The 24,691-nt window shown below is 73.3% G+C and carries 19 protein-coding genes, 1 other RNA gene and 1 pseudogene; 7 read left to right on the top strand and 14 right to left on the bottom strand.

Features of this window, described 5'->3' with window-relative positions:
• Nucleotides 1–1,173 carry a tyrosine-type recombinase/integrase gene (locus D1350_RS21585; RefSeq protein ID WP_125778114.1) on the top strand — a complete coding sequence of 391 codons (1,173 nt, stop codon included), beginning with the start codon at nucleotides 1–3 and terminating at the stop codon, nucleotides 1,171–1,173.
• A 7-nt stretch (nucleotides 1,174–1,180) separates the two neighbouring features.
• On the opposite strand, the gene D1350_RS21580 is transcribed toward D1350_RS21585, so the two are convergent.
• On the bottom strand, nucleotides 1,181–2,005 hold the full coding sequence (locus D1350_RS21580; protein WP_125778113.1) for a hypothetical protein: 825 nt from the start codon (nucleotides 2,003–2,005) through the stop codon (nucleotides 1,181–1,183).
• 129 nt (nucleotides 2,006–2,134) lie between these two features.
• The gene (locus tag D1350_RS21575; protein WP_125778112.1) at nucleotides 2,135–2,650 is read right to left on the bottom strand and encodes a hypothetical protein; all 516 of its coding nucleotides are present in this window, start codon (nucleotides 2,648–2,650) and stop codon (nucleotides 2,135–2,137) included.
• Nucleotides 2,651–2,790: 140 nt separating this feature from the next.
• Between D1350_RS21575 and D1350_RS21570 the strand changes: the two are divergent.
• Nucleotides 2,791–4,328 (top strand): annotated as a pseudogene (locus D1350_RS21570) (ISL3 family transposase).
• A 31-nt stretch (nucleotides 4,329–4,359) separates the two neighbouring features.
• Here the strand turns inward: D1350_RS21570 and D1350_RS21565 are convergent.
• From D1350_RS21565 to D1350_RS21550, 4 genes are all read right to left on the bottom strand, one after another.
• Entirely contained in the window at nucleotides 4,360–5,385 is a 1,026-nt protein-coding gene (locus D1350_RS21565) for a PDDEXK family nuclease (RefSeq protein ID WP_125778111.1), read from the bottom strand.
• 240 nt (nucleotides 5,386–5,625) lie between these two features.
• An RNA gene (gene rnpB, locus D1350_RS21560) (RNase P RNA component class A) lies at nucleotides 5,626–6,020 on the bottom strand.
• Between the two features lie 14 nt (nucleotides 6,021–6,034).
• Nucleotides 6,035–6,703 carry a hypothetical protein gene (locus D1350_RS21555; protein WP_125778110.1) on the bottom strand — a complete coding sequence of 223 codons (669 nt, stop codon included), beginning with the start codon at nucleotides 6,701–6,703 and terminating at the stop codon, nucleotides 6,035–6,037.
• Between the two features lie 42 nt (nucleotides 6,704–6,745).
• Nucleotides 6,746–7,129, bottom strand: a complete 384-nt coding sequence (locus tag D1350_RS21550; protein ID WP_125778109.1) for a tautomerase family protein — start codon at nucleotides 7,127–7,129, stop codon at nucleotides 6,746–6,748.
• 72 nt (nucleotides 7,130–7,201) lie between these two features.
• Here D1350_RS21550 and D1350_RS21545 point away from each other — a divergent pair, with 72 nt between their 5' ends.
• Nucleotides 7,202–8,029: a YaaA family protein gene (locus D1350_RS21545; RefSeq protein ID WP_125778108.1), complete on the top strand. Its 828-nt coding sequence runs from the start codon at nucleotides 7,202–7,204 to the stop codon at nucleotides 8,027–8,029.
• A gap of 27 nt (nucleotides 8,030–8,056) precedes the next feature.
• Complete coding sequence (locus D1350_RS21540; protein WP_125778107.1) at nucleotides 8,057–9,235, top strand: MFS transporter; 1,179 nt, start codon at nucleotides 8,057–8,059, stop codon at nucleotides 9,233–9,235.
• Nucleotides 9,236–9,268: 33 nt separating this feature from the next.
• Here D1350_RS21540 and D1350_RS21535 read toward each other — a convergent pair whose 3' ends face one another.
• The 3 genes from D1350_RS21535 to D1350_RS21525 form a co-directional block, all read right to left on the bottom strand.
• A complete protein-coding gene (locus D1350_RS21535) occupies nucleotides 9,269–10,015 on the bottom strand; it encodes a histidine phosphatase family protein (protein ID WP_170180927.1) in 747 nt (248 codons plus the stop codon).
• A 92-nt stretch (nucleotides 10,016–10,107) separates the two neighbouring features.
• Nucleotides 10,108–10,845 carry a zinc ribbon domain-containing protein gene (locus D1350_RS21530; RefSeq protein WP_125778105.1) on the bottom strand — a complete coding sequence of 246 codons (738 nt, stop codon included), beginning with the start codon at nucleotides 10,843–10,845 and terminating at the stop codon, nucleotides 10,108–10,110.
• A gap of 143 nt (nucleotides 10,846–10,988) precedes the next feature.
• Nucleotides 10,989–11,957 carry a Nif3-like dinuclear metal center hexameric protein gene (locus tag D1350_RS21525; protein WP_125778104.1) on the bottom strand — a complete coding sequence of 323 codons (969 nt, stop codon included), beginning with the start codon at nucleotides 11,955–11,957 and terminating at the stop codon, nucleotides 10,989–10,991.
• Nucleotides 11,958–12,234: 277 nt separating this feature from the next.
• Between D1350_RS21525 and D1350_RS21520 the strand changes: the two genes are divergently transcribed.
• Together D1350_RS21520 and D1350_RS21515 are read left to right on the top strand one after the other, a co-directional pair.
• The gene (locus D1350_RS21520) at nucleotides 12,235–13,662 is read left to right on the top strand and encodes a glycoside hydrolase family 10 protein (RefSeq protein WP_125778103.1); all 1,428 of its coding nucleotides are present in this window, start codon (nucleotides 12,235–12,237) and stop codon (nucleotides 13,660–13,662) included.
• A gap of 177 nt (nucleotides 13,663–13,839) precedes the next feature.
• Nucleotides 13,840–14,142, top strand: coding sequence for a hypothetical protein (locus D1350_RS21515; RefSeq protein ID WP_125778102.1), 303 nt, complete (start codon nucleotides 13,840–13,842; stop codon nucleotides 14,140–14,142).
• Between the two features lie 54 nt (nucleotides 14,143–14,196).
• Here D1350_RS21515 and D1350_RS21510 read toward each other — a convergent pair whose 3' ends face one another.
• Both D1350_RS21510 and D1350_RS21505 read right to left on the bottom strand, forming a co-directional pair.
• Nucleotides 14,197–16,101 (bottom strand): bifunctional 3'-5' exonuclease/DNA polymerase, encoded by a 1,905-nt coding sequence (locus D1350_RS21510; protein WP_240644275.1) that lies wholly within the window; start codon nucleotides 16,099–16,101, stop codon nucleotides 14,197–14,199.
• A gap of 190 nt (nucleotides 16,102–16,291) precedes the next feature.
• On the bottom strand, nucleotides 16,292–17,344 hold the full coding sequence (locus D1350_RS21505) for a DUF4037 domain-containing protein (protein ID WP_240644274.1): 1,053 nt from the start codon (nucleotides 17,342–17,344) through the stop codon (nucleotides 16,292–16,294).
• 78 nt (nucleotides 17,345–17,422) lie between these two features.
• Here D1350_RS21505 and D1350_RS21500 point away from each other — a divergent pair, with 78 nt between their 5' ends.
• A complete protein-coding gene (locus tag D1350_RS21500) occupies nucleotides 17,423–18,643 on the top strand; it encodes a pyridoxal phosphate-dependent aminotransferase (RefSeq protein WP_125778099.1) in 1,221 nt (406 codons plus the stop codon).
• A 95-nt stretch (nucleotides 18,644–18,738) separates the two neighbouring features.
• Here the strand turns inward: D1350_RS21500 and D1350_RS21495 are convergent, their stop codons facing one another.
• From D1350_RS21495 to D1350_RS21485, 3 genes are read right to left on the bottom strand one after another with little or no spacing between them, the layout of a single operon-like run.
• Nucleotides 18,739–20,670, bottom strand: coding sequence for a hypothetical protein (locus tag D1350_RS21495; RefSeq protein WP_125778098.1), 1,932 nt, complete (start codon nucleotides 20,668–20,670; stop codon nucleotides 18,739–18,741).
• Nucleotides 20,667–21,872 carry a VWA domain-containing protein gene (locus tag D1350_RS21490; protein WP_125778097.1) on the bottom strand — a complete coding sequence of 402 codons (1,206 nt, stop codon included), beginning with the start codon at nucleotides 21,870–21,872 and terminating at the stop codon, nucleotides 20,667–20,669. Before D1350_RS21490 ends, D1350_RS21495 begins: the two co-directional genes overlap by 4 nt.
• A complete protein-coding gene (locus tag D1350_RS21485) occupies nucleotides 21,869–24,691 on the bottom strand; it encodes a DUF5682 family protein (RefSeq protein WP_125778096.1) in 2,823 nt (940 codons plus the stop codon). The genes D1350_RS21490 and D1350_RS21485 overlap by 4 nt, the downstream gene beginning before the upstream one ends.

Genomic DNA, 24,691 nt, shown 5'->3' with positions numbered 1-24,691 from the left:
ATGGCAACAGCATGGGTGGAAGACCGTTGGTTCGACCGCGACGGCGAACCGACAAAGGACAGCGGGCGAGGCAAGAGATGGCGCGTCCGCTACCGCGACCCGAGCGACCGGCTCCGCGCAGAGAGCTACAAGCTCAAGACGAACGCCGAGCGTCGATGCGACGAGCTGTCGGCCGAGATCCTGACCGGACGCTTCATCGACCGCGACGCCGGCAAGGTCACCTTCAAGGAGTACGCCGAGAACTGGCGAGCTCTCCAGGTCCACCGCGGCGCGACCGAGGAACAGATCGAGGTCGTCCTCGAGAAGCGGACCTACCCACGTCTCGGGCACCTCGCCCTCGGGGCTATCACGTCCGACGACATCCAGGCCTGGGTCAAGTGGCTGTCAACCGCCGCGATGACCGACGCCGACGGGAAGGCCAAGGGATATGCGCCGTCGACCGTCGGCGTCACGCACCGGATCGTGTCGGGCATCTTCAAGGCCGCCGTTGCGACCAGCCGCATCCCGGGCAACCCGTGCGCAGGGACTCGCCTGCCGCGCAAGGTCCCCAAGCGCGTCAAGCCCATGACGACTGAGGCGCTGTGGTCGCTGATCGACGCCGTCCCCGAGCGCTTCCGGGCGCTCATCCTCTTCACCGCCTGCACGGGCCTGCGTCAGGCCGAGGCGTTCGCGGTGACGCTCGACCGGATCGACCTGGAGAGCAAGACACTCCACGTCGACCGGCAGCTGCTCACCTCGAACCAGAAGCCGAACTTCGGCCCGCTCAAGACGGAGGCGAGTTACCGAGACGTCCCGCTCTCGAAGACGGCACTCAAGGCCCTCGAAGACCACCTCCGCGAGTTTCCTCCCGGAGTCGATGGTCTGGTCTTTACCAACACAGAGGGAGCACCCCTGCGCCGCTCGGCGTTCTGGGACACGTGGCAGCGGGCGCTCCGGGCCGCGAACCAGCGGGGCCTCACGTTCCACGACCTGCGCCACTACTACGCGAGCCTGCTCATCCGCCACGGCGCCTCGGTCAAGGCGGTGCAGGCCCGGCTCGGGCACAAGAACGCGAGCGAGACGCTGGACACCTACTCGCACCTGTGGCCTGACGAGGACGACCTGACGCGCACCGCGATCGACCTCGTCCTGAGCACGCGCCCAGCGAGCGCCGCGGCGTCGAAAGCCGCGTGAGCGGCTGTTACGCAGTCAGAGTCTTGAGGCGATTCTCCAGGCCCCGCATAAGGGCGGCTAGCCCCTCGGCGTTCGGGTAGTACGTGAGCGTCCGGATGGACTGGAGATCGAAGGGCACATCGCTCATCGACTGGACAATCTGGACCACGTCGCGGCCGATCGTGTGCGCAATCCCGGTCTCATAGAACACGTTCGGGTTTTTTCCCGACAGGTCGGAGACAACGACGCGGGATCGCCAGATCAGGCTGAGGACGTCGTCCATGATGTGGTGGTTCTCCCAGATGTCATCGGCCCGTTGGCATCGGAGCCCCGCCCGTTCTACGGCTTCCTTGATCGCCTCGTAGACCCGATCGAACCCCGCGAACGGCATCATCACAGCGACCAAATCCGTCTCCCGCGGCATGTGGACCGGGAGCTCAAACACCTGTGGCGCGTGCTGCTCGGCGGCACCGCCCCAGAGCAGCACACCGTAGAGGTCGATGTCCTTCACCGCCCAGTGCGTACGCGTGAACTCCCAAGCGTCGATCTGGAGATCTTGCGCGAGAGAAACCACACGGTCGGTGCTGAGCGCCGGAAACCGTGGGTTCTCGACGAAGGTGAACCGATAGTCGGCGCCGGTACGTTGCAGGCTTGTGATGCGGCCGATCCGCGCAACCTGCTGTGCATTGGAGTCCCCAGTCTCCGGCATCACCAGTGTCGGCAGGTTCACGAGTCGCGAGGGGTCTACAGCCCCAGCAGGTTGCACATACTCCTTGACGATCTGATCCGTGTGCTCGAACATGCGACCGCCAAACGCGATGCTGTCCCCGAACCCGACCAGCAGGTTGTACATGCTTCCCCATCCGGCAGATCGGACGCACCGTAGGACACGGTGCCCTGCCTGCTTACGTTAGTTGACCCCGCCGTCGTAATGCCACCAGCGGCGTCCAGCGGTACACGCCCAACAGGTGCACGCGCCGTGTCACCCGATCCGGTGCCAGGAGTACTCAGGCTGCGGGTCGTCGAACGACAGCCCGTTCTCGTCCAGCGCGTTATAGACGGTCACCCGCCCGTCGTCGAACACGAGATGGACAGCGACCATGTCGCTGACCATGTCGCGGCCCCGCCATTCGAGCAACGAGACTTGCCTGACGGACTGGCCTTGGAGGCCCGACAAGACCGCCGCCGCGTCGCTCCGCCAGCACAAGTCGAAGTCCTCGAACCGCACAGGACAGCCCGGGTCAACCATGTTCCAGGTGAGTGACAGCTCATCGAACTTGTGGTGCTGGACCTCGACCTGCTCACTGTCGAACTCGAGGAGCACCGGTGCGTCGGCGAACCACTCGTCGCGCTCGCGATCCCAGAGCAGCCACGCGCGGGTGAGGCGCTGACCGACGAGTCCCGCGAGACGCCGCCGATGCGTTTCCGCGATCGTTGCGAGGCCGCGCTGATAGCCCGGCTGGTAGCCCTCGACGCCGAGGTACGGGTAGGTCGTCACGGCGCCAAGGCTATGGCCCAGCCCGGCCCCGGAACCTCAGGAGGCCATCACCGGCCGCCCTGGGAGTGTCAGATATGAACGGCCTTGTCGCACTTCTGGTGGTTGGCCCCGGGGGCCCGGGAGGCCTGTCATGATCTGCCGTGGGCGATGCGAAAGCGCTGGTCAGAGCGGTGTTCCGGGATCTGCAGGGGTTGGTTGTCCATGACGTGGCCGAGCGTGGCGGCTGGTCGTGTCCGCGGCGACGGCGGCTGGGCCTGTCGCCTGCCCGGTCTGCGGGGCGCTGTCGGAGCGGGTCCACGCGTTGCACGAGCGCTCGCCGGCTGACCTGCCGGTCGCTGGGGTCCGCGTCGAGCTGCGGGTACGGGTCCGGCGCTTGGTCTGCCAGGCGGCAGGCTGCGCGCGCAAGACGTTCCGAGAGCAGGTCCCCGGGGTGCTGGAGCGCTATCAGCGGCGCACGGTCCGGCTAGCCGGGACGATCGGATGCGTGGTGACCGAGCTCGCGGGCCGGGCCTCGGTCCGGGTCCTGCCGGTCCTGGGCATCGAGACCTCGCGGGACACGGCGCTACGGACTCTGCGCAGGATCCCACTGCCGCCGGTCGAGGTGCCGCGGGTGCTGGGGATCGACGACTTCGCACTACACCGCGGACAGGTCTACGCGACCGTCCTCATCGACGCGGAGACGGGCCGCCGGGTGGACGTGATCGAGGGCCGCGGCGCGGGCGTCGTCAAGGCGTTGCTGCTCGACCATCCCGGAGTCGAGGTCGCCTGCCGGGACGGGTCGACCGTCTACGCCCAGGCGATCCGCGAGGCGCTGCCAGACACCGTGCAGGTCGCCGACCGGTGGCACCTGTGGCGAGGCCTCGCCGACGCCGTCGGCAAGGAGGTCGCCGCCCACTCCGCGTGCTGGGCCGCGGCGACAGCAACCGGGATGCGCAAGGGCAGGATCGCCGAGACCACGGCCGAGCGGTGGCAGCAGGTCCACGACCTGCGCGCCGCGGGCGTCGGGCTGCTGGACTGCGCCCGCCGGCTCGGTATCGCGCTGAACACCGTCAAGCGGTACGACCGCGCGACCCGACCCGAGCAGATCGCCCGCCCACCGCGCTACCGGGCCTGCATGGTCGACCCCTACCGCGACCACCTCCGTGATCGCCGCGCCGCCGAACCGGCGGTGAGCGTCACCCAGCTCCTAGCCGAGATCCGCGAGCAGGGGTACACCGGCTCGCAGAACCTGCTCTACTGGTACCTGAACCAGAACAGGCACACCGACGACCACCCGCACCTCTCCCCGCGCCGCGCGGCAAGGCTGCTACTGACCAAGCCTGCGAACCTCACCGATACCCAGGCCGGCCGCCTCGCCGAGATCGTCGCCGCGTGCCCCGAGATGACGGTGCTGGCCGACCTCGTGCGCTCCTTCGCGGCCCTGCTCGCCCCCGATGACGACAACGCGGACGCGCTGGACGCGTGGCTGCTCGACCAGGCCCGCGCCGCCGACCTGCCTCACGTGCACTGCTTCGTCCGCGGGATCGCCCAGGGCCTCGACGCCGTCCTCGCCGCGCTGACAACCGAGCACCACAACGGACGCACCGAAGGCGTGAACACCCGCACCAAGATGCTCAAGCGGCAGATGTACGGCCGAGCCGGCTTCGACCTGCCCCGTCACCGCATCCTGCACGCCTGACCACGCCCGACTCGCGGGCTGAATAGCCCTCTCAGAACGGCGGCTCGTCACTTGTCGACCACGGGTTCAAGGGTGGCGGCGGCAGTGCCCCTTCGGGCAAGGGCAGGCTGGTGACGACATAAAGGTTCAAGATGTCGTCGCGGTCCATGAACATGATCTGGCTGCGCTTGGTGGCGTCGAGGGCGTTGCCAAGCCAGTTGCGGGCTGCCTTGGTGATCTCGCCACCCGCAACGATGAAGGCGTGGTCGACCAGCACCCGGCGGTTAATCTCGGGATCGAAGATCTCGTGCGCCAGCATCATGAGCGCCTGGTTGTGAATCTCTGCCATGTTGGCGTTGCCGGTCTTCGTGACGCCTGAAGAGTCGAGCTTGCCCTTCTTCGCCTGAATACCGAAGTAAAGAACGTGCTGGGTCGGCAAGGTGTAGCGCATCCAGACGTCTTTGCCGTACTCCAGTGCCTTGTCCTTGTGTCCAGCCGCTGTGATGCGGTGGTAGCCGAGCTGCCGGAAGAGCGGAAGCAGCACTTCCTCAATGAGGTCGTCCTCACTGCAGTGGTCGAGGTAGCCGGCCAAGAGCTGCCGACGCTCCTGCTCGGCCTTGCTGAACGGCCGGTGCGGGTTCGCCGCAAGCACCGTGACGGTCTGGGTGCCGACATGACGGAGGTAGCAGTGGTTGTCTTCGCCATAGAACGCCTCGAAGCCCTCGCGGCCGAGAGCCTTGTTGAGCTGCGCCAGCGCACGCGGGCGGTCGGGTCCTTCGTTGAGCCGATCCGATGGGCTCATCAACTGGTCGATGAGGCGACAGAAGATCTCCGGCGGGCGGGTAGGACCGTCGTGCGGTTCAGCCAGCATCTCTTCCAGCACGTTAGCGACCCAGCGATGGCGAGTTGAGCCGTCATGCTCGTACTCCGTGTCCAGCTCCTGAAAGAACTCCGTGATGTACATGCTGGAGCGGTACGGGAAGTACGTGGCCTCGTCCTCGTTCTCGGCGTCGTCACGACCCGCGTTGCCCACGATCAGGGAACCGAGAGCCTCGAGGTTGCGGCGCTTGAACTTCACGATGGCATTGTCGCAGGTGGTACCGACAAGCGTCCGGACTCCGTGGCGATCCCGTCACACGTGCGCGCCGTGCGCCCCCGTACATAAGGCCCAGCGTCGCCCTGGGAGTCCACGACTCCGGTCTCTTGGTCTACAGAGGGCGACCTGCGGCTTGAGGCCATCACGGTACACAGCCATGTGTACCCAATGTGTACCGGGCCCCGATGGCCGGGGCTCCGATGCAGGTCAGGCTCGTAAAAACGGACGAGTCGGTCTGTACGCCGGGTTCTGTCCCCGCGCGCGGTTACCCCCGCGCGGGCGACGGCCATCCATCTAGGCCCTGCGTTGCCGCAGGGCTCGAGCGGTCTACCCGACTGTGTCTCTCCGAGGAGAGTCGGGCGGGCAGCCCTCAAACACAGCCTGTCTGACCTTGCTCCAGGTGGGGTTTACCTAGCCGCTCCCGTCACCGGGAACGCTGGTGGTCTCTTACACCACCCTTTCACCCTTACCGCCGGCCCGGAGGCCGGAGGCGGTCTGCTCTCTGTGGCACTGTCCCGCGGGTCACCCCGGGTGGCCGTTAGCCACCACCTTGCCCTGTGGAGCCCGGACGTTCCTCGCCCCCGGTTACCCGGAGCCGCGACCGTCCAACCGACTCGTCCGCGCACCGATTCTACGGTGAAACCTGGCGGGCGTAGTGCCGGATCGCCTCTTCCAGCTGGACCAGTACCGCGGCACTCCCCGCAGGCACGGGCTCAGTGACCTCGACCGCGTAAGCCCACATGACCCGGGCGAACGCCAGCCGGTCCTCCGGCGCGAGCCCCATCGCGCCCCGAACGGCCTCGACAACGGGTAGAGGATCCCGGCGCTCATGCTCGCCGGCACCCCCCGCCGGGAGTCCTCGGACAACGTCCGGGGACTCCGTCGCCCTCAGCCTCAGCAGCTCGTCGGTATCCCGGACCCGCTGCCCCATGAGCTTCATCGCGGCCATGAACGGAAACGAGACCAGGAAGGTCGGGAACACCACGGTCCAGATCACTCGGTCAGGCCAGCTCAGCGTCCAGGTGAGCATCCCGACGAACCACCCACCGAGGATCCCGACCGTGGAGACCCTCGACACGATCCCGTAGCGCCGGACGGCTCGCTGCTCATCCTCGACGCAGGCCGACAACCTGTCGACCACCTTTCCCCGCCGCTCCGCCGACACAGAGGGGTTGAGCACGAGGACGGTCTGGCCCGCGGACCGTGGAAGCAGCCGTGGCCCTCGCGCGTCCGCCCACCGCGAGAACTCCCGCTGCCATCCGGGCTCCGGCCCGATCAGTACGTGCTCAGTCCCCTCCACGTCGGCGAACGTACAGGTCGGACGGGTCGGTGCACAGCCGCGTCACACGTCCACGCGGTACGTCAGCGCCAGCTCGTCCCCGCTCACGCCCCGGATCCCCCAGTTCTCGCGCGGGCTCTCCACGATGACGATCTCGAGGTCGTCGGCCGACAGCCGGAGGGCGGGCGCGACGTCGTCGTACATCGCGGCGATGAGAGCGCGGCGCGCCTCGCGGCTGCGGCCCGTGAAGCAGAGCACCTCGACCACGAGGTAGGCGTCGGAGCGGGGGGCGACCAGGTCGTCGTCGTCCAGGAGGAGGAAGCGCTGGAAGCGCTTGTCCTCCGGGAGCTGCCACGCGGAGACCAGCGCCGCGTGGAGGAGTTCGGAGACCTCCTGCCGCCGCTCCGCCCAGACCGACCGCCTGCCGTAGACCTTCACGTGTGCCATGCCGACACCGTAGTGACGCCCGTCGCACCGCGGGCGAGAGGCCTGGCAGGTGGTCGCGCTTAGGCTTGACGCGTGCTCCTCCTGCTGCCGCCCTCCGAGGGCAAGACGCCCGCGCCCGACGGCGCCGCTCCCCTCGATCTCGCGGCTCTCGCGCACCCGGAGCTCACCACGCAGCGTGATCTCGTCCTCGACGCCCTGGCAGCGGCCAGCGCCCGTCCCGACGCCACCACCATTCTCGGCGTGAGCGAAGGCCTCGCCGACGAGGTGGCCCGCAACACCGGCCTGCGCACAGCGCCGACAGCCCCCGCAGCCCAGGTCTACACCGGCGTCCTCTACGCCGCGGCAGGCCTCGCCCACCTCGACGGCCCCGCCGCGCGGCGCGCGCAGGAGTCGGTCCGGATCTTCTCCGGCCTGTGGGGCGCGGTCGCCCCGGGCGACCGCATCCCGGCCTACCGGCTGAGCATGGGCGTCACGCTGCCCGACGTCGGCCCGCTCGCCCGGGCCTGGAAGCCCGCCCTGGCCTCGGCGCTCGACGGGCGGGCGGCGGGCGACGTCGTGGTCGACTGCCGGTCCGCCACCTACGTGGCGGCGTGGCGGCCCGAGGTGAGCGGCGCGGACGCGGCCGACTGGGTCGAGGTCCGCGTGCTGCGCGAGGTGGACGGGAAGCGGTCGGTGGTGTCGCACAACGCGAAGCACACGCGCGGCGTGCTCGCCGGGCACCTGCTGCGGCGGGAGGCTGAGCCCACGTCGGCCGAGGAGGTGCTGAAGGCTACCCAGGAGCTGGTCGGCACGGTCCTGCTGACCGAGATCGGGAGCGGCCGAGACCAGACCCTGATCGAGGTGAGCCTGCTCGACGGCCGGGCCCGCGGTCCGCGCACGCTGGAGCTTGTCCTGGCCTGATCCACCTCCGGCTGGTTGGATTCGCCCATGAGCAGCCAGGGGAACCTTCGCACCGCCCGAGTGGCGGTCGCCGCGGCCTTCTTCGCCCAGGGGTTCGTCTACATCAGCCTGACGACGCGGCTGCCGCGGTTCCAGGAACTGTGGCTGCTGGACGAGGTGACGCTCTCGCTCCTCCTCCTCATGATGGTGCTGCTCGCCGGGCTCGGTTCGGTCGTGGCCGAGCCCGCCGCCCGACGCCTCGGCAGCGCGACGGTGCTCCGCGCCGGCCTGCTCCTCGCCGGGGCGGCGGTCCCCGTGCTGGTGCTGGCCCCGAGCCAGGCCGTCTTCGTCGCGGCGATGGCCGCGTACGGGGTCGCCCTCGGAGTGGTGGACGCGGCGTCGAACATGCAGGCGGTCGCGATCGAGCACCGGGCCGGGCGGCCCATCCTCCCGTCCACGCACGGGTACTGGACCATCGGCGGCGTGCTCGCCGCCGCGGCGGCGCTGGCGTTCGGCGGCCTCCCGGTGGCGGCCAGCGCGGTCGTCGCGGTGGTGCCGCTGGCGATCGCGTTCGCGCCGTTCCTGGCGCGGGTCACGGCCGGGGTGACGACGCCGGGAGGGGCGACCGGTCCGGCGTCGGGCGCGATTCCTGTGGCTGTGCCGGTGCCGTGGCGGCCGATCGTGCTCGTGGGGCTCGGGCTCGTCGTGTTCTACATGGTCGACACCGCCGCCACCACGTGGGGGCCGTCGCTCCTGGCGCGGGAGTTCGACACGCCCTCGAACCTGGTGGCGCTCGCGACGTTCCCCTACCTCGTCGCGACGATGCTGACCCGCCTGGCGGGCGACCGGCTCGTGGTGCGCTTCGGGGTGGCGCCGGTGTTGCGGGTCGGGGCGCTCGTCGCGTGCGCGGCGCTGGCGCTGGTGGTGCTCGCGCCGTCGTGGCAGGTGGCCGTGGTGGGCTTCACCCTGCTCGGCGTGGGCGTCGCGGTGGTGGCGCCGCTGAGCTTCTCCGCCGCGGCGCGGATCGCGGGCGGCGGGCGCGAGCGGGTCGACGCCGTCATCGCCCGGTTCAACCAGTTCAACTACGCGGGGGCGCTGCTCGGGTCGGTGCTGACCGGGCTCGTCGGCTCGGACTCGCTCCGCGTCGGGTTCGTGCTGCCCGCCGTGCTGGTCCTGGCGCTGGTGCCGCTGGCGCGGGCGTTCGCGGCGCCGCCGCGGGTGCTGTAGGGCGAGCCGCGGCGGGTGGCCGGCGCGGGCCCGTCAGCCGTCCGTCGGGTAGCCCGCCACGGTGACCTCGCTCGTCCCGTCCGACCACAGCCGCAGCACCGACAGCGACGCCGGCGGCACGCGCAGCCGCGACCAGTGCGACGCGGGAGCCCCGTACGCGAGCCCCACGGCGGTCCGGATCTGCACCGCATGACCCACGACCACGACCGTGCGGCCCGCTCCCCCGTCGGCCAGTGCGGTCAGGCCGTCCCAGACGCGCAGGCCGCACTGGGTGTACGACTCGCCGCCGGGCGGCGCATACGTGCCGGTGGAGTGCCAGAGCGCCAGCTCGCCGGGCCACCGCTGCTCGATCTCCACCCCGGTCAGACCCTCCCACTCGCCGAACCGGCACTCCGCGAACCGGTCGTCGGTGGTGACGGGCAGGCCGAGCCGACGACCGATCGCGGCCGCCGTCTCCCGGGTGCGGACGAGCGGCGACGCCACGATGGCGGTCGCGCGGGGCAGGTCGGGCCAGAGCCGTCGGCCCCGGCCGCGGCCTGTCCGGAACAGGGCGTCGGCCGCCTGCGCGGCCTGTGTGCGGCCGCGTTGCGACAGCGGCGGGCCGGGGACGTCCGAGCCGGAGTAGCCGCGCGCCTCGGTCATCGGGGTCACCCCGTGACGCACCAGCACCACGGTGAGCGGCAGCGCGTCGTCGAACCGCGTGACGGCCCCGAGCGGGCGGACGTGCGTGTCCCGGCCCGGTGGCGCGCCCGCCCCCGAGCCGGTCGGGTCCTGCGTCACCGTCACGACCCGCCCGGGCGCGCACCGCCCGGGCGCGCACCGCCCCGGCCGGGCCGGTGCGCCGGGGCGAGCGAGACGTCGTCGGGCACCGGCTACTCCTTGACGCCGCGGACGAGGATGCGCCCGCACTCCTCGCAGCGCACCACCCGCTCCGGGGGTGCGTTGCGCGCGACCTGGAGGTCGGACGGGTTGAGGTCGAGGCGGCAGCCCTCGCACCGGCCGCCGCGGAGAGCCGCGGCACCGAGGCCGCCGAGCTGGCCGCGCAGCTTCTCGTAGAGGGTGACGAGGGCAGCATCGAGGCCGTCGGCGAGGCGGGCGCGCTCGGTGGCGAGCGCTGCGACCTGGGTGTCGAGCTCGGCCCAGGCGGCGTCACGCTCGGCCTCGGCCGCGGCCTTGTCCGCGAGCAGCTCGTCGTTGGCCTGCTCCAGCTTGGCGAGCGCGTCCTCGTGCGCCTCCAGGCGCTCCATGACGTCGAGCTCGACCTCCTCGAGCGCGGCCTGACGGCGGCCGAGCGAGGCCAGCTCGTCGGTCAGCGCCACCGCGTCCTTGGCGCCGACGCCGCCGCTCTCGAGCCGCGACTGGTCACGCCTGGCGCGGGTACGGACCTGCTCCACGTCGGCCTCGGCCTTGGTGAGCTCGCGGCGCAGGTCGGCCAGCCGCGTGCGCGACTCGACGAGCGAGCCGTGCAGGTCCGCGATGCGCCCCTCCAGCTCGGCGATCCGGGCGAGGACGGGAAGGTTGCGACGCTGGTGGGCCAGCTGCTGGGCACGCGTGTCCAGCGCCTGGACCTCCAGGAGCCTCAGCTGGTCGGCGGGCGGTGCAGTGGTCACCGGCGGTTCCTCTCGTTCGATGCAGTTGTGCGGTTCCGCGGGCGGCGCCGGGCGGCGTGCGTGCCGGGCGTGCTGCCGTTGTGTGCGGGCCGACCGGGTGCGGCCGACCCGGGTGCGGGCCGACCCGGGGGCGGCCGGAGCCGTCACCGTCCCGGGGACGCGACGCGCGCGGTCCACGGGTCGGTGGACAGCGTGCTCACGCGCGTCTCCACGGTGGCCACGCTACCGTGCGCGGCGGCCAGCGCCGCGACGAGGTCGGTGGCCGCGTATGCGAGCCACGGCCACTCGCTGGCGAAGTGGGCCACGTCGACGAGGAAGGGCGTGTCGCGGGTCTCGGGCCGCGAGGCCTCCTTCATCTCGCGGGCCTCGGGCCGCGAGGCCTCCTGCGTGTCGCGGGTCTCGGGCCGGAACGCCTCGGGCCGCGAGGCCTCGAAGGCGGCGCGCTCGCGCAGCTCGGACGCGGGGTGGTGGCGCAGGTCGGCGGTGACATATACGTCGGCGGCGGCGGCGCGCACCGCGTCGAAGAGCGAGTCGCCCGAGCCTCCGACGACGGCGGCGCTGGTCACCATCGCGTCGAGGTCACCCGCCACGCGGATCCCCTGGGCGGTCGCCGGGAGCGCCGACGCCACGCGCTCGGCGAAGGCCGCCAGGGTCACGGGTTCGGCGAGGCGGCCGACCCGGCCGATGCCGCGCTCCTCGTCGGCGGCCGAGACCACGAGCGGGCGGCGGTCGACGACGCCGACGAGGTCCGCGAGGGCGTCCGCGACCCCGCGCGGCGCGGAGTCGGCGTTGGTGTGCGCCACGTGCAGGCCGACGCCGGCCGAGACCAGCCGGTGCACCACGGAACCCTTGAACGTGGTGGCGGCGACCGAGTGGACCCCGCGCAGGAAGAGGGGGTGGTGCGTCACGACGAGGTCGGCGCCCCACTCCAGGGCCTCGTCCACGACCGCGGCGACGGGGTCCACCGCGAAGAGGACCTTGCGCACCGGTGCGGCCGGGTCGCCCGCCACCAGTCCGACGGCGTCCCAGCCCTCCGCGGTGGTCGGCGGGTACAGGTCGTCGAGGACGGCGACGACCTGCTCGAGGGACGGTGCGGGGCTGGCGCTGCTCACGTCGGCAGCGTAGCCCGGCGGGCCTCCGCACCTCACGTCGGCGGGTGCGCGCACATTGGTTCGGCAGTTCGTCGTCAACTCGGCACTTTGAACTGCCGATTCGACGACGAACTGCCGAAGTGATGTGCGCGGAACTCGGGCGGCCGAGGCTCCGGCCTGCGTAATCGTTTAACACCCTCGCCTTCGACAACGTTTTCGTGCCACGCTCGCCGCGACGCGGTCCCGTCCCCCAGTGGCGGGCCGCTCGCCACCGATGCACCTCGACGAGGAGGACGACATGAAGGACCTCAGCCCCCACCGGGCCGGGAAGTTCCCCTGGCGCAGCCTGGCCGGAGCGGCCGGAGCGCTCGCGGTCGCCGCCAGCCTGGCTGTCGGCGTCAGCACATCAGCCCAGGCCGCCGGCACCACCCTCCAGGCAGCGGCCGCGGAGTCGGGCCGGTACTTCGGCACCGCCATCGCCGCGAACAAGCTGAGCGACTCGACCTACACGACCATCGCGAACCGCGAGTTCAACATGATCACGGCCGAGAACGAGATGAAGCTCGACGCCACAGAGCCGAGCCAGAACCAGTTCAACTACACCAACGGTGACCGCATCGTGAACTGGGCCACCAGCAACGGCAAGCAGGTGCGCGGGCACACGCTGGCGTGGCACTCGCAGCAGCCGGGCTGGATGCAGAACATGAGCGGCACCGCCCTGCGCAGCGCCATGCTCAACCACGTCACGCAGGTCGCCACGCACTACCGCGGCAAGATCCACTCGTGGGACGTGGTGAACGAGGCCTTCCAGGACGGCTCGTCCGGCGCCCGTCGTGACTCGAACCTGCAGCGCACCGGCAACGACTGGATCGAGGCCGCGTTCCGCGCCGCCCGCGCCGCCGACCCGAACGCGAAGCTCTGCTACAACGACTACAACACGGACGACTGGACGCACGCCAAGACCCAGGCCGTCTACAACCTGGTGCGCGACTTCAAGGCGCGTGGCGTGCCTATCGACTGCGTGGGCCTCCAGTCGCACTTCAACTCGCAGAGCCCCGTGCCGAGCAACTACCAGACCACGCTGTCGAGCTTCGCGGCCCTGGGCGTCGACGTCCAGATCACCGAGCTCGACATCGAGGGCTCCGGCACGGCGCAGGCCGACAACTACCGCCGGGTCGTCCAGGCCTGCCTCGCCGTCTCGCGCTGCACGGGCATCACCGTCTGGGGCGTGCGCGACACCGACTCGTGGCGCTCGTCGGGCACCCCGCTCCTGTTCGACGGCAGCGGCAACAAGAAGGCCGCCTACACCTCGACGCTCAACGCGCTGAACGCGGGCGGCACCACCAACCCGCCCACCACCCCGCCGCCGACCACCCCGCCGCCCACGACCCCGCCCCCCACCACCGCCCCGCCCACGACCCCGCCGCCCACCCAGCCGGGCGCGTGCACGGCGGCCTACCGACTGGTCAACTCGTGGCAGGGCGGCTTCCAGGCCGAGGTCGTCGTGACGGCCGGTTCCGCCCGCACCGGGTGGACCACGTCGTTCACCCTCCCGGGCGGCACCAGCATCAGCCAGCTCTGGAGCGGCACCCTGACGTCCTCCGGGTCCACCCACACGGTCCGCAACGTGTCCTGGAACGGCAACCTCGGTGCCGGGCAGAGCACCACCTACGGATTCACGGGCACCGGCTCCGCGCCGTCTTCCGCCACGGTCTCCTGCAGCTGACCAACCACTCCGGCTGACTCCCGGAACCCCGGTGGCCGAGCGCTCCGATCCCCTTGTCGGCGCGCTCGGCCACCGGTCTCTTTGTTCGCTCGCCCGTCTGGGCATGGCCTTCCGGGCCTCACGGACCTAGGCTGGAAGTGGTTGTTCGGCCGACGATTACGCGGCGGTGAGCACGTCATGACCTGGACCTTCTCCGCGCGGCGAGCGCGGGTACCCGACCCCCTGGTCACGCTGCGCCTCCAGGTCCGCCTCGGCGAGCTCGCCGACGAGCTGCGCCGTGTCGAGGAAGATCCCGGCGTGTACGCGCGGGCCCACCACTGGCACGCAGCGCAGTCCGCGTACGACGCGCTCCTGCGGGAGGCGTGCCGCCTCGCCGGCCTGCCCACCGAGCCCGCTCCCCTGCGCGCGGACCAGCGGGCCGCGGCGGACGAGCGGCTGCGGGAGGAGCTTGAGCTCAGCTCGCGCGGCTGGTCCTGGTGAGCCGGGCGGTCGCCGGCGACCGGGCCCCGTCGGGCCGGACGGCCGCTTGGCACGCTATTTTGCGTCGGCGTAGCTCTCCACCACGGCCACGCTGAGCGGGAAGTCCACCGGGAAGCCGGCGAACAGCAGCCGCCCGGCCTCCTCGGCCGCCGCGCGCACCTCGTCGGCCACGGCGTCCGCGAGCGCCACGGGTGCGTGCACCACCACCTCGTCGTGCAGGAAGTAGACGAGGTGCGGCCTGCGGGCGAAGGGCTCGGGCGTGAGCCCGGGCTCGATGTCGGCCTCGCCGAGGGCCCAGAGCCGGCGCCGGATGGACGCGACCCAGCACAGCGCCCACTCCGCGGCGGTGCCCTGGACCACGAAGTTGCGCGTGAACCGGCCCCAGGCGCGCGTCTGGGAGCGTGCGCGGGACTGGGCGTCGGCGCCGGCGTCCTCGTCGAACGCGCTGCCCTGGACGCTGGCCCACGACTCGCCCGGGGGCGGCGACGAGCGCCCGAGCCGCGTGCTGACCACCTCGCCGCGCTCCCCCGCCCGCGCGGCCCGCTCCACCAGCTCGATGGCGTCCGGGAACGCCTTGGCGAGCTTGGGCATCACCTGCGCGGAGACGCCCGTGGTGCCGCCGTACATCGCGCCGAGCATGCCGACCTTGGCGTGCTCGCGGGTCTCGACGGCCCCGGTGGCGACGATGCCCGCGTAGAGGTCGGTGGGCGTCCCGTCGTGGGTGCGTCCGGCGGCAGCCATGCGCTCGTCGCGAGCGAGCCCGGCGAGGACGCGGGGCTCGAGCTGGGCCGCGTCGGCGACGACGAACGTCCAGCCAGGATCCGCGAGCACCGCCCCGCGCACGTTCTTGGGCAGCTGCAGCGCCCCGCCGCCGCTCGACGCCCACCGTCCCGTCACGACGCCGCCCACGATGTACTCCATGCGGAACCGGCCGTGCGGCGCCCAGGTGTCGAGCCAGGTCCAGCCGTTCGCGGTCCACAGCCGGTAGAGCGACTTGTACTCGAGTAGCGGCTCGACCACCGGGTGGTCGAGCCGCTCCAGCTCCCACTTCCGGAGGCTCCGCGCCCCTACGCCCGCGTACTCCATCGCCTTGAGCAGGTCGGGGTGGGAGTCCGGGTTGAGGGTGGGCGGCGCGTCGAGCGCGTCGCGGATGCGCTGCACCAGGGCCTCCAGCCGCTCGGGTCGCGCGCCCAGGCGGGGACGCGGGCCGAGCGCCTCGGTGAGGATGGCGTCGTGGACGTCGGCCCGCCACGGCAGTCCGGTGTGGTGCATCTCGGCGGCGGCGAGCGCCCCTGCCGACTCCGCGGCGAGCAGCAGGCGCAGGCGCCCGGGGTCCGCGCTCGCCGCGACGGCGCCGAGCTGGGCGGTCAGCTCGGCGAGGGGGTCCAGGCGGTCGCCCGGCTCGCGGTCGCCCGGCCGGGTGTCCGACGTCGGCCGCTCGCCCTCCGTACCCGGCTCGCCCTCGCCCTGTCTGCCCTCCCCGTACCTGCCCTCGCCGGGGCGGCCCTCCCCCGGGCGGCCCGGGCGGAGGGTGCCGAGCCGGCGGACGGCGGCGGCGCCCTCGAGCTCGAACAACGCCTCGGCGGCGGGCTCTCTCCCGAGCCCGGCGCTCGTGGGCCCGGGCGGCGTGGGCACGAGCCCGTCCCAAGGCCCGCGTGGCGCCGCGGCGAACGCGGTGCCCGCCGTCAGGGCGGAGGCGCGGAGGATCGCGTGAGCCAGGCGCAGGTCGTGCGAACGGTCCACCCGGACCCCGGCGGTGAGGAGCTCGGGGTACCACTTGTTGGTGTCGTCCCACGTCCACCGGACAGGGCCCGGCGCGGACCGGACCTCGTCGGCGAGGTGAGCCGCCGGGAGGTGGCGCGGTTCGCCCGGCCGTGCGCCGCCGTCGGGCACCCCGATTTCGGGGACCGCGACAGAGCCCACCGTCGCGGCGGGCTCCTGCGTGAGGACGACATGCACGCAGCCAGTCTGCCTTCCGCCACCGACACTCATCGCAACCTGCCTCCTCAGTGAGCTCGACCGGGCCGAGCGCTTCGGCAAGGCGCCGCAGGGGGCGAGATGACGCGAGACCGGCCGAGAGCCGACGCGTCGGCGCTATCCGTGTAGCCACTTCGCGCGGACGTGCTCACTGTGTCGGCGACGGGGCCGATCACGCCGGGCGACCGTGGCGCGCGACCGCGACCCTGCGCGCCGGGTCTGTCAGGACGCCCACGCAGTCGAGCCACTGCTCCACCGCGCCCTCGGCGGGCAGCGCCCGGACGGCCTCGTCGGTGATGGCGTCGGCGAGCACCTCCGGGACGCCGCGCAGGCCGCGGAACGGCCGGTCGAAGAACTGCTGGGTGGCCGGGCCGTCGAGAGCCGGGAGACCCACCTCCCGCTGCCGGTCGTGCACCGCGTCGCACGCCGCTGCCAGGGCCGCGTCCCGTTCCTGCCAGGTGGCCGCCGCGAGCGCCTCGGCCAGCGGCTGGGCCGCAGTGGCCGCGACGGGGAGCCGGGCGAACAGCGTGCCCGACCACTTCGGGTACGGCGGCCACCGGCGCTCGGTGAGGAACCCGAGGCGGACCAGGCTCCCGGCCAGGCGGGCGGCGACGATCCGGGAGCCGAGGTCGTCGCCCCGGGCGCCCGTGCGGCCGACGAAGGACAGCTCCTGGCCCAGGCGGCGCCACTCGGCGGCGAGGACGTGCAGCCACACGTCGTGCGGGTACCACGCGAGGCGCTGCCGGATGCGGGTGATCTCGCCGGGACCGTCCTCGAACACCGGGCCGGCCGTGACCTCAAGGATCGACTGACCGGTGAGCGCCAGCCAGTCGGCGGGCGCGAGGTCCCGGCTCACGTCCAGACCGGTGCGCGACCGGGCGAAGCCCGCGGCGTCGGCCACCTCGACGCGCTGCCGCACTTGCCGGTCCCAGGTGGTGCCGAACCGCGTGGGCAGGCCGCGGTAGGTGCCGGGCAGCTCGGCCTCCAGCAGCGCGTCCACCTCCTCGACGCGGTCCTCGGTCACCAGGAGGGTGAGGCGCAGGCCCCAGTCGTGGTCGCGCGAGGTCTCGTCGTCGAGGCCGAGCACGTCGGAGCCCGACCCCAGGCGGGCGGCCGCGCGGGGCAGCCCGGGCAGCCCCCGGTCGAGGACCGGCCGCACCACCTCGGTCCAGTACGCGCGGGCCAGGTCCGTCCCGGAAGCCGGGGACGCGGTGTCTGCGGTCACGGTCGCGATCCTGTCAGCCCGTCGCGCCGCGCCGCCACGGCTTTCCGTAGTCGGGGCGGAGCCTGCGACAATGCGTCGGTGCGCAAGATCCGTCAGAGCCAGAAGCTGCGTGGCGTCCGCTACGACGTCCGCGGGCCGATCCTCGTCGAGGCCGAGCGCCTCGAGGCCGAGGGGCATCGCATCCTCAAGCTGAACATCGGCAACCCGGCGCCGTTCGGGTTCGAGGCGCCCGAGGCCATCCTGGCCGACGTGATCCACCACCTGCCGCAGGCGCAGGGCTACAGCGACTCGCGGGGCATCTACTCCGCGCGCACGGCGGTGGCGCAGTACTACCAGTCCCGCGGCCTGCACGACGTCCACGTGGACGACGTGTTCATCGGCAACGGCGTCTCCGAGCTCATCTCGATGGTGCTGCAGGCCTTCGTCGACGACGGCAACGAGATCCTCGTCCCTGCCCCGGACTACCCGCTGTGGACCGGTGCCGTGACCCTCTCGGGCGGCACGGCCGTGCACTACCGGTGCGACGAGTCGAACGGCTGGATGCCCGACCTCGCCGACATCGAGTCCAAGATCACCGAGAACACGCACGCGCTGGTCATCATCAACCCGAACAACCCGACGGGCGCCGTCTACAGCAAGCAGATGGTGGAGGCGCTGGTCGACATCGCGCGCCGCCACGACCTGGTCGTCTTCGCCGACGAGATCTACGAGAAGATCCTGTTCGACGACGCGGTGCACCACCACGCCGCCACCGCCGCCGGTTCCGACGTGCTGTGCCTGACGTTCAGCGGCCTGTCGAAGGCGTACCGCGTCTGCGGGTACCGGGCCGGCTGGGTGATGATCTCGGGGCCCACCGAGCTCGCCGAGGAGTTCCTCGAGGGCCTGACCCTCGTGGCGAACATGCGGATGTGCGCCAACGTGCCCGCGCAGCACGCGATCCAGACGGCGCTCGGTGGGTACCAGTCGATCGACGAGCTGATCGTGCCCGGCGGCCGCTTCTACGAGCAGAGCATGCTGGCGCACCGGCTCCTCAACGAGATCCCGGGCGTCTCCTCGGTCAAGCCGCGGGGTGCGCTGTACTGCTTCCCGCGGCTGGACCCCGAGGTCTACCCGATCGACGACGACCAGCAGTTCGTCATCGAGCTCCTCCGGGCCAAGAAGATCCTGGTCACGCACGGGTCCGGGTTCAACTGGCCCGAGCCCGACCACTTCCGGCTCGTCACCCTGCCCGACGTGGACGTGCTGGAGGAGGCGATCGGCCGGATCGCCGACTTCCTGGCGGTCCGCCGCGCGGGCTGAGCCTGGGCTGGCCGGGCCGACCCGACTGGCCGCGACCAGGTAGTTGTTCCCCGTCCCGGCTTCGGACGGGGAACAACTACCTGGTCGCCGCCGCGTCAGCCTGCCTGCACCTGCACCACGGCGCGCGCCCGGCCCACCACGAAGGCCGTCCGCAGCACCGTGCCCGGGTCGAGCGCCCCGGCGCCGCCCACGAGGTCGGCGCCCACGAGGTCCGCCGCCGCGCGCTCCAGCGTCACGAGCCCGAGGTTCCGTGCGAGGGCGCGCGCCTGTTCCGCGTCCGACCGCTGCCGCGCCGACAGCCGCGAGCGCCCCGTCGCCGCCACCGCGGTGAGGACCTCGCCCAGCAGGAGACAGGCCCGTTCCGCGGGAGCGGGCGGCGGGCCCGACGACGCCACGACGGTCGCCTTGGCCCGCAGCGCCTTGAGCCGCGCGAGCCGACGACGCCAGCCGGCCCACCACCGGGCGCCCGAGTCGACCCGCCAGGCGGGCGTGACCGTGGGGCTGACGAGCACGATCCGGCCCGAGCCGTCCCGCGTGAACAGGCCCACCGGCTCGTCGCGGCCGTCGTGCCGCTCGACCGCCACGGCGACCAGCGAGTGCCCGGCCACCACCACCGACAGCAGCGCCTCGCACGCCGCCTCGTCCGCGGCGGGCAGCCGGAGGAGCAGGGCGGCGCCGTCGGAGCCGGTGATCCGCCAGGTCACGTCCTGCCGCACCTCGTCGACGCCGACCTCGCCCGCGTCGCGGACCATGACGAGCCGTACTTGCGCGGGCCGCCGGCCGAAGCCGACGACGTCGCGCGCCGCCGTGCCGGCCCCGGTCCGGGTCGCGACGTCGAGCAGCTCGTCGGCGTCGAACCCGCCGAGGAGAGCGATCCGTGGGCTCCCGCCCGCGCCGAGGGCGCCGTCCGGCCGGAGGCGGACGTTCCGCAGCGCGACGGGGCCCTCGGTGAGCCGCGCCAGGGACGCGCTCCAGAGCAGGGGCAGGTCCCAGCTGCGCCGGAACGACGGGTCCGTGCCCGACGCCCGGCCGGTCACCACCGTCCGCACCCGCCCCTCGGCCGGGTCCCAGCCCACGTACGACAGGCCGCGCGAGCCGCCGGGCGCGGTCCACCACCGCACGCCGAGCGGCAGGAAGCGTTCGAGGTCGGTCTCGTCGTGGTCCTTCCCGGCCGCGTCCCCGCCCGACGCGGGGCGCGGGGCGGCGGGCCCACGGTCCGCCGAGGTAGTTCCGCCGTCCGACGAAGCCACTACCTCGGCCACAGGATCCGCCGAGGTAGTTCCTCCGTCTGACGAAGTGACTACCTCGGCGGGAGGTTCGGCGGGCGTGTCGGCGGCCGTGGCCAGCACCTCGCACAGCGCCCACACCTCGGCGAGGGCGTCGAGCACGTCGCTCTCGTCCACGCTGTCGTCCCGGGTGACGAGGTCCTCCACGAGCCCGGCGGCGGTCCGCACGAGGGCGTCGAGCCGCACGCCGTGCACGCGCTCGAGCCCTGCGAGGCGGGAGCGGCCCGCCACCGCACGGAGCGCGTCGGCGTCGTCCCGGCCGAGGTGCGACAGGCCCGTCTCGACGAGCTGCGCGACCGCCGAGCGAACCTCCGCGAGCGCCTCCTCCCGGCGTCGGACGGCCGTGGCCCTCGCGGCGGCGCGGGCCGCCAGCGTGCGGGCCGAGACCGCGCGAGCGGACGGCGCCGCCTGGGGCATGATCCCGGTCCCGCCGTCGGCCGCGGCACCCGCCTCGGGGAGCGCCGGCGCGACCTCCCGCGCCCACAGGCACGCGGCGAGCACGTGCTGGCACACACCCGCCGTGGGGCAGTCGCAGGCGACGGACGCCGGGCCGCGGCGGTCGAGCCGCACCCGGAACGCGCCGACGGTGAGCGCCGCGCCCTTCGCGTCCTCCTCGGCGACGGCGACGTCGTCCTTGCGGGCGCGGCGCAGGAGGCCCGCGTTCCCGAGCGCGACCAGCGCCGCGTCGTCGAGGCCGGCGTAGGCCGCGGCCCAGGCCCGGGTCGTCGTCGTGCCGCTCACGTGAGCACCTCTCCCAGCCACTCGGCGAAGCGCTCGGGGGTGAGCGCCGCGATCTCCATGCCCGCGTCGGCGAGCCGCCGCGCGGTGGCGCGGTCGTACACCGGCTCGGCGGCCTCGTCGAGCGCCGCGAGGCCCAGCAGCTTCACGCCCGACGAGGACAGCCGCCGCACCGCCGCGAGCAGCCCGGACAGCGAACCGCCCTCCTCGAAGTCGCTCACGAGCGCGACGACGGTCCGCGACGGGTTGCGCACCTCCTGCTCCGCGTAGCGGACGGCCTTCCCGATGTCGGTGCCGCCGCCGAGCTGGGCGGTGAGGAGCACGGACACCGGGTCGTGGGACAGGTGCGACATGTCCACGACGCTCGTGTCGAACAGCACCAGCCGCACGTCGATCCCCGGGAGCCCGGACAGGATCCCGGCGCAGACCGCCGAGTAGAGCAGCGACGCCGCCATCGACCCGGACTGGTCCACCAGGACGATGACGTCCCAGGTCAGCGCCCGCTTCGCCCGGGACGAGAAGCGCAGGTCCTCGACCACCATCCGGCCCTCGGCGTCGATCCGGCCGAGGTTGGCCCGCAGCGTCCGCTTGCCGTCGAAGTTGCGGGCGACGCGGTGCATCGACCGGCGCGAGCGGTCCAGCCGCCCGCCCACGGCCGTGACGAAGCGTGGCCGCAGGCGGCGCACCACGTCCTCGACGACCCGTTCGATGACCCGGCGCAGGCCCGCGGCCGCGCCCGGCTCGAGCCGCCCACGCACCTGCAGGAGCGCGGTCGCGAGCTCGCGGCTGGGCTCCAGCGCCTCCACCGCGCCCTCGTCGGCCAGCAGCTCGGTGAGGCCGTACCTGCCTACGGCCTCGACCTGCATGCGCTCGAAGGTGTCACGGGGGAACAGCGACCGGGCCTCCCCCAGCCAGCCCAGCGCGGTCCAGTCGACGCCGCGCGGGGACGACGGGTCGAGGGACCCGCCTCCGCCCGGCTTGTCGTGCTCGCCCCGCCCGGTCCGGTGGCCGCGGGCCGTGTACTCGCGGTCGTAGAGGTAGCGGAGGGTGCGCTCCAGGCCGGCGTCCTCCGGCGGGACGGTCAGCTGCTCGGCGGCGTACCGGCCGAGGACCAGCCGCCAGCGCCGGGCCGCCTCCTCGTCGGAGACGCCCGTCGTCGTGGTCCCCGCCGTCCTGGTGCCCGTCAGGGCGTCCGTGCTGCTCATCGCTCCGCTCCGCTCCATCGCGCGAGCCCGTCACGGGCCAGGACGGCCGCCAGCTCGCGCTCGAGGACCAGGCCGGCGGCCAGGTCCTGCTCCGTCAGGTCGACGCGCACGTCGACCTCGTGCGCCCGCACGCCGGTGCTCGCCGCCACCCGTTGCGCGAGGCGGTGGGTCTCCGTGGGACGCAGCCAGGTGAACGCCCGGCGCAGGTCGGGCAGCACGGCGAGGAAGGCCTCGGGGGCAAGCCGGCGCAGCGCCTCGTCGACCGCGTCGAACAGCTCGGGCGTGTGCAGCAGGAGGTCCGGCGCCGCCCGCAGGACGCCGCCGAGGAACCGGGCCGCGAGGCTCGGGTCGGCCCCCGCCTGGAGGGCTCCGCGCACCCGGGCGACCAGGACGTCGTCGGTCACCTCGCCGTCCACCGAGCCCAGCGCCACCAGGGCGCCACGGACCGACGGCGCCGTGGCGGCGTCCTCCCGCAGGCGCGCGAGCTCGCGGGAGGCCGCGACGCCGGGGGCCGCGGCCGCGCGCGATGCGCCAGCCGCGCCGGGTCGGGCCCGCGCCGCCTCACGTACCAGCGTCCGCAGCGCCACGACCGTCGCGACGGCGGTGTCCTCGTCCTCGGGGCGCGCGCGGCCGACGTCGGGCACCAGGTAGGCCGCCGTGGCGAGCGACTGCCCCACGAGATCGAGGAGCGACCCCGCGTGCGCCTCGGCGCCGAGCTCGGTCCGCGCCCGCCAGAGGTGGAGCAGGCGCTGCCCGCCGCCGACCACGGACGCCAGGTCCCGGTCCACGTCCAGCGACGAGCGCAGGAGCGCCGCCAGCCGGGGCAGGTGGTCGCCGAGACCCATCACGAGGGCCTGCGCCATGAGGGTGGCCGCGCCGTCCACCGCCTGGGGCGCCTGAGCTGCGGGGCCACCCGAGGCCGCGGCCGGGCCACCGCCCGGGCTGCCGCCCGCTCCGGGGCCGTTCGCCCCCGCAGTCCCCGACGCGACCTCGGCCAGCCGTGCCTCGGCCGCGCGCAGCCGCGCGAGCGCCACGGCGTCGAGCGTCGCGCCCAGGTGCGACAGCTCCACGAGCCGCGCCTCCACGAGCGGCGTCCACGCGTACTCCCACTCCTCGAGCAGGAGGCCGAGGCCGCGCCCGGCCACGTGGTCGGGGCCGGACACCTGGCGCCCGAACCCGCTGCCCACGAAGTCGAGCAGGGCCAGCACCTCTCGCCGCGCACGGTGGGCCGGGGTGCGGCGGGCGTCGAGACGCGTGGTGCGGGGCACCGAGTCGTCCACGGTCAGCCGCACCTGGCGGACCCGCTCGCGGGCGTCCCGGACGAGCGGCGGGGACGCGCTGCCGGGCGGCACCTCGCCCAGCGCCCGGCCGCCGAACACCTCGGCGACGGCGAGGCCGAGCGGACGGTCCACGCCCACGCCGCCGTCGTCCTGGAGGAACGACGACGTGATCGCGTCGAGCACGTCCGTGCGGCCCGGGAAGGGCCGCCCGCGCAGGTCGGCCAGCCGCACGGCCTGCTCCGCGCCCGCCGACACCTGCGGCAGGCTCACCGCGTGCCCCCGGTCCGCGGCGGCCCGCGCCACGTCGACAAGGACCTCGACGGCGAGCCGCGAGGCGCCGGCTGCGCCCGCTGTACCCGCTGCGCCCGCCAGGCCGCCCCCGCCCGCCAGGTCGGTCGATTGTCGCCGCGTCGGTCCGTCTGGTGACGGACGCCGCGACAACCGACCGACGCCGGCGCCGACGCCCACGCCCACGCCAGGGCCGGCGCCCACGCCACCGTCACCTGCTGCCGTGCCCGCGCCGTGCGCCAGGTCCGCCTCGTGCGCCGCGAACAGGCGCTCGTAGTACCCGGGCGTCGGCATGCCGGCGCCGTACCCGCGGAGCCCGTCGAGCCGCTCGTGGTCGTAGCGCACCAGCCAGGCCTCGGCCGAGGCGACCTCGCCGTACCCCTCCGCGGGCCACCGGTCGCGCACGACGGCGCCCTCGGGCGCGCCGGAGAGCGCCTCGACGAGGGCCAGCGTGTGGAACGCCCCGGTCACCACGAGGACCGGGCCGGAGCCTGCGAGCCGCTCGACGTGCTCGGCCACCCTGGCCGACATGCGCGCCTCGCGGTCGAGCGACCCGTCCGCCGCGAGCACGGCCTCCTCATAGTCGAGCCGCGCGAGCGCGGCCCAGGCGAGGACGTCGTCGAACACGACGCGCCAGTCGCTCAGCTCGCCCGCGGTCCGGGCCTCGAACAGGTGGTCCCAGACCTCGTCGTGGTCGCGGCAACCGAGCCGCCGCGCCACGGCGGCGATCGTCTCGGAGTGCGCCAGGTAGCGCTCGGACATGAGCGTGGTCTGCCCGTCCTCGCCCCGCTCACCCGGCCCCGGCTCCCCCTGCTCCCGCTCCCCCGCTCCACGCTCGCCCCACGGCCGGTCCACGAACGCCAGCTCCGCGCCGGCGGCGTGCCCGGCGCGCAGCGCCACCCACTCCGGTGAGAACCGCGCGAGGGGGTAGAAGCCCGACCCGGAGTCGCCGAGGCTCAGCACAGCCACCGGCGGGCGGGTCTCCTCGTGGAGCAGCGCCGGGATCAGCGCCGTGTACTCCTCGGGACCCTCGATCAGCACGGCCGACGGCCGCAGCTCCTCGATCGCCGCCCCCACCGCCACGGCGCACGCCGGGCTGTGGTGCCGCACGGGCGCGAGGTGGATGCCGCGAGCGCGCAGCGTCCCGATCGCCTCCGCCGCCCGCCGGAGCCGCTCAGGGGCCGCGTCCCAGGCTGCGCGGGCAGCGCCCGCCGAGAAGGAGCCCGCCACCTCCAGGTCCGTCGTCGTCAT

The organism is Antribacter gilvus (assembly GCF_003946865.1).
Taxonomy (GTDB): Bacteria; Actinomycetota; Actinomycetes; order Actinomycetales; family Cellulomonadaceae; genus Antribacter; species Antribacter gilvus.
The sequence above is the reverse complement of the archived record's forward strand: the minus strand, read 5'-3'. Positions and strand labels throughout refer to the sequence as shown.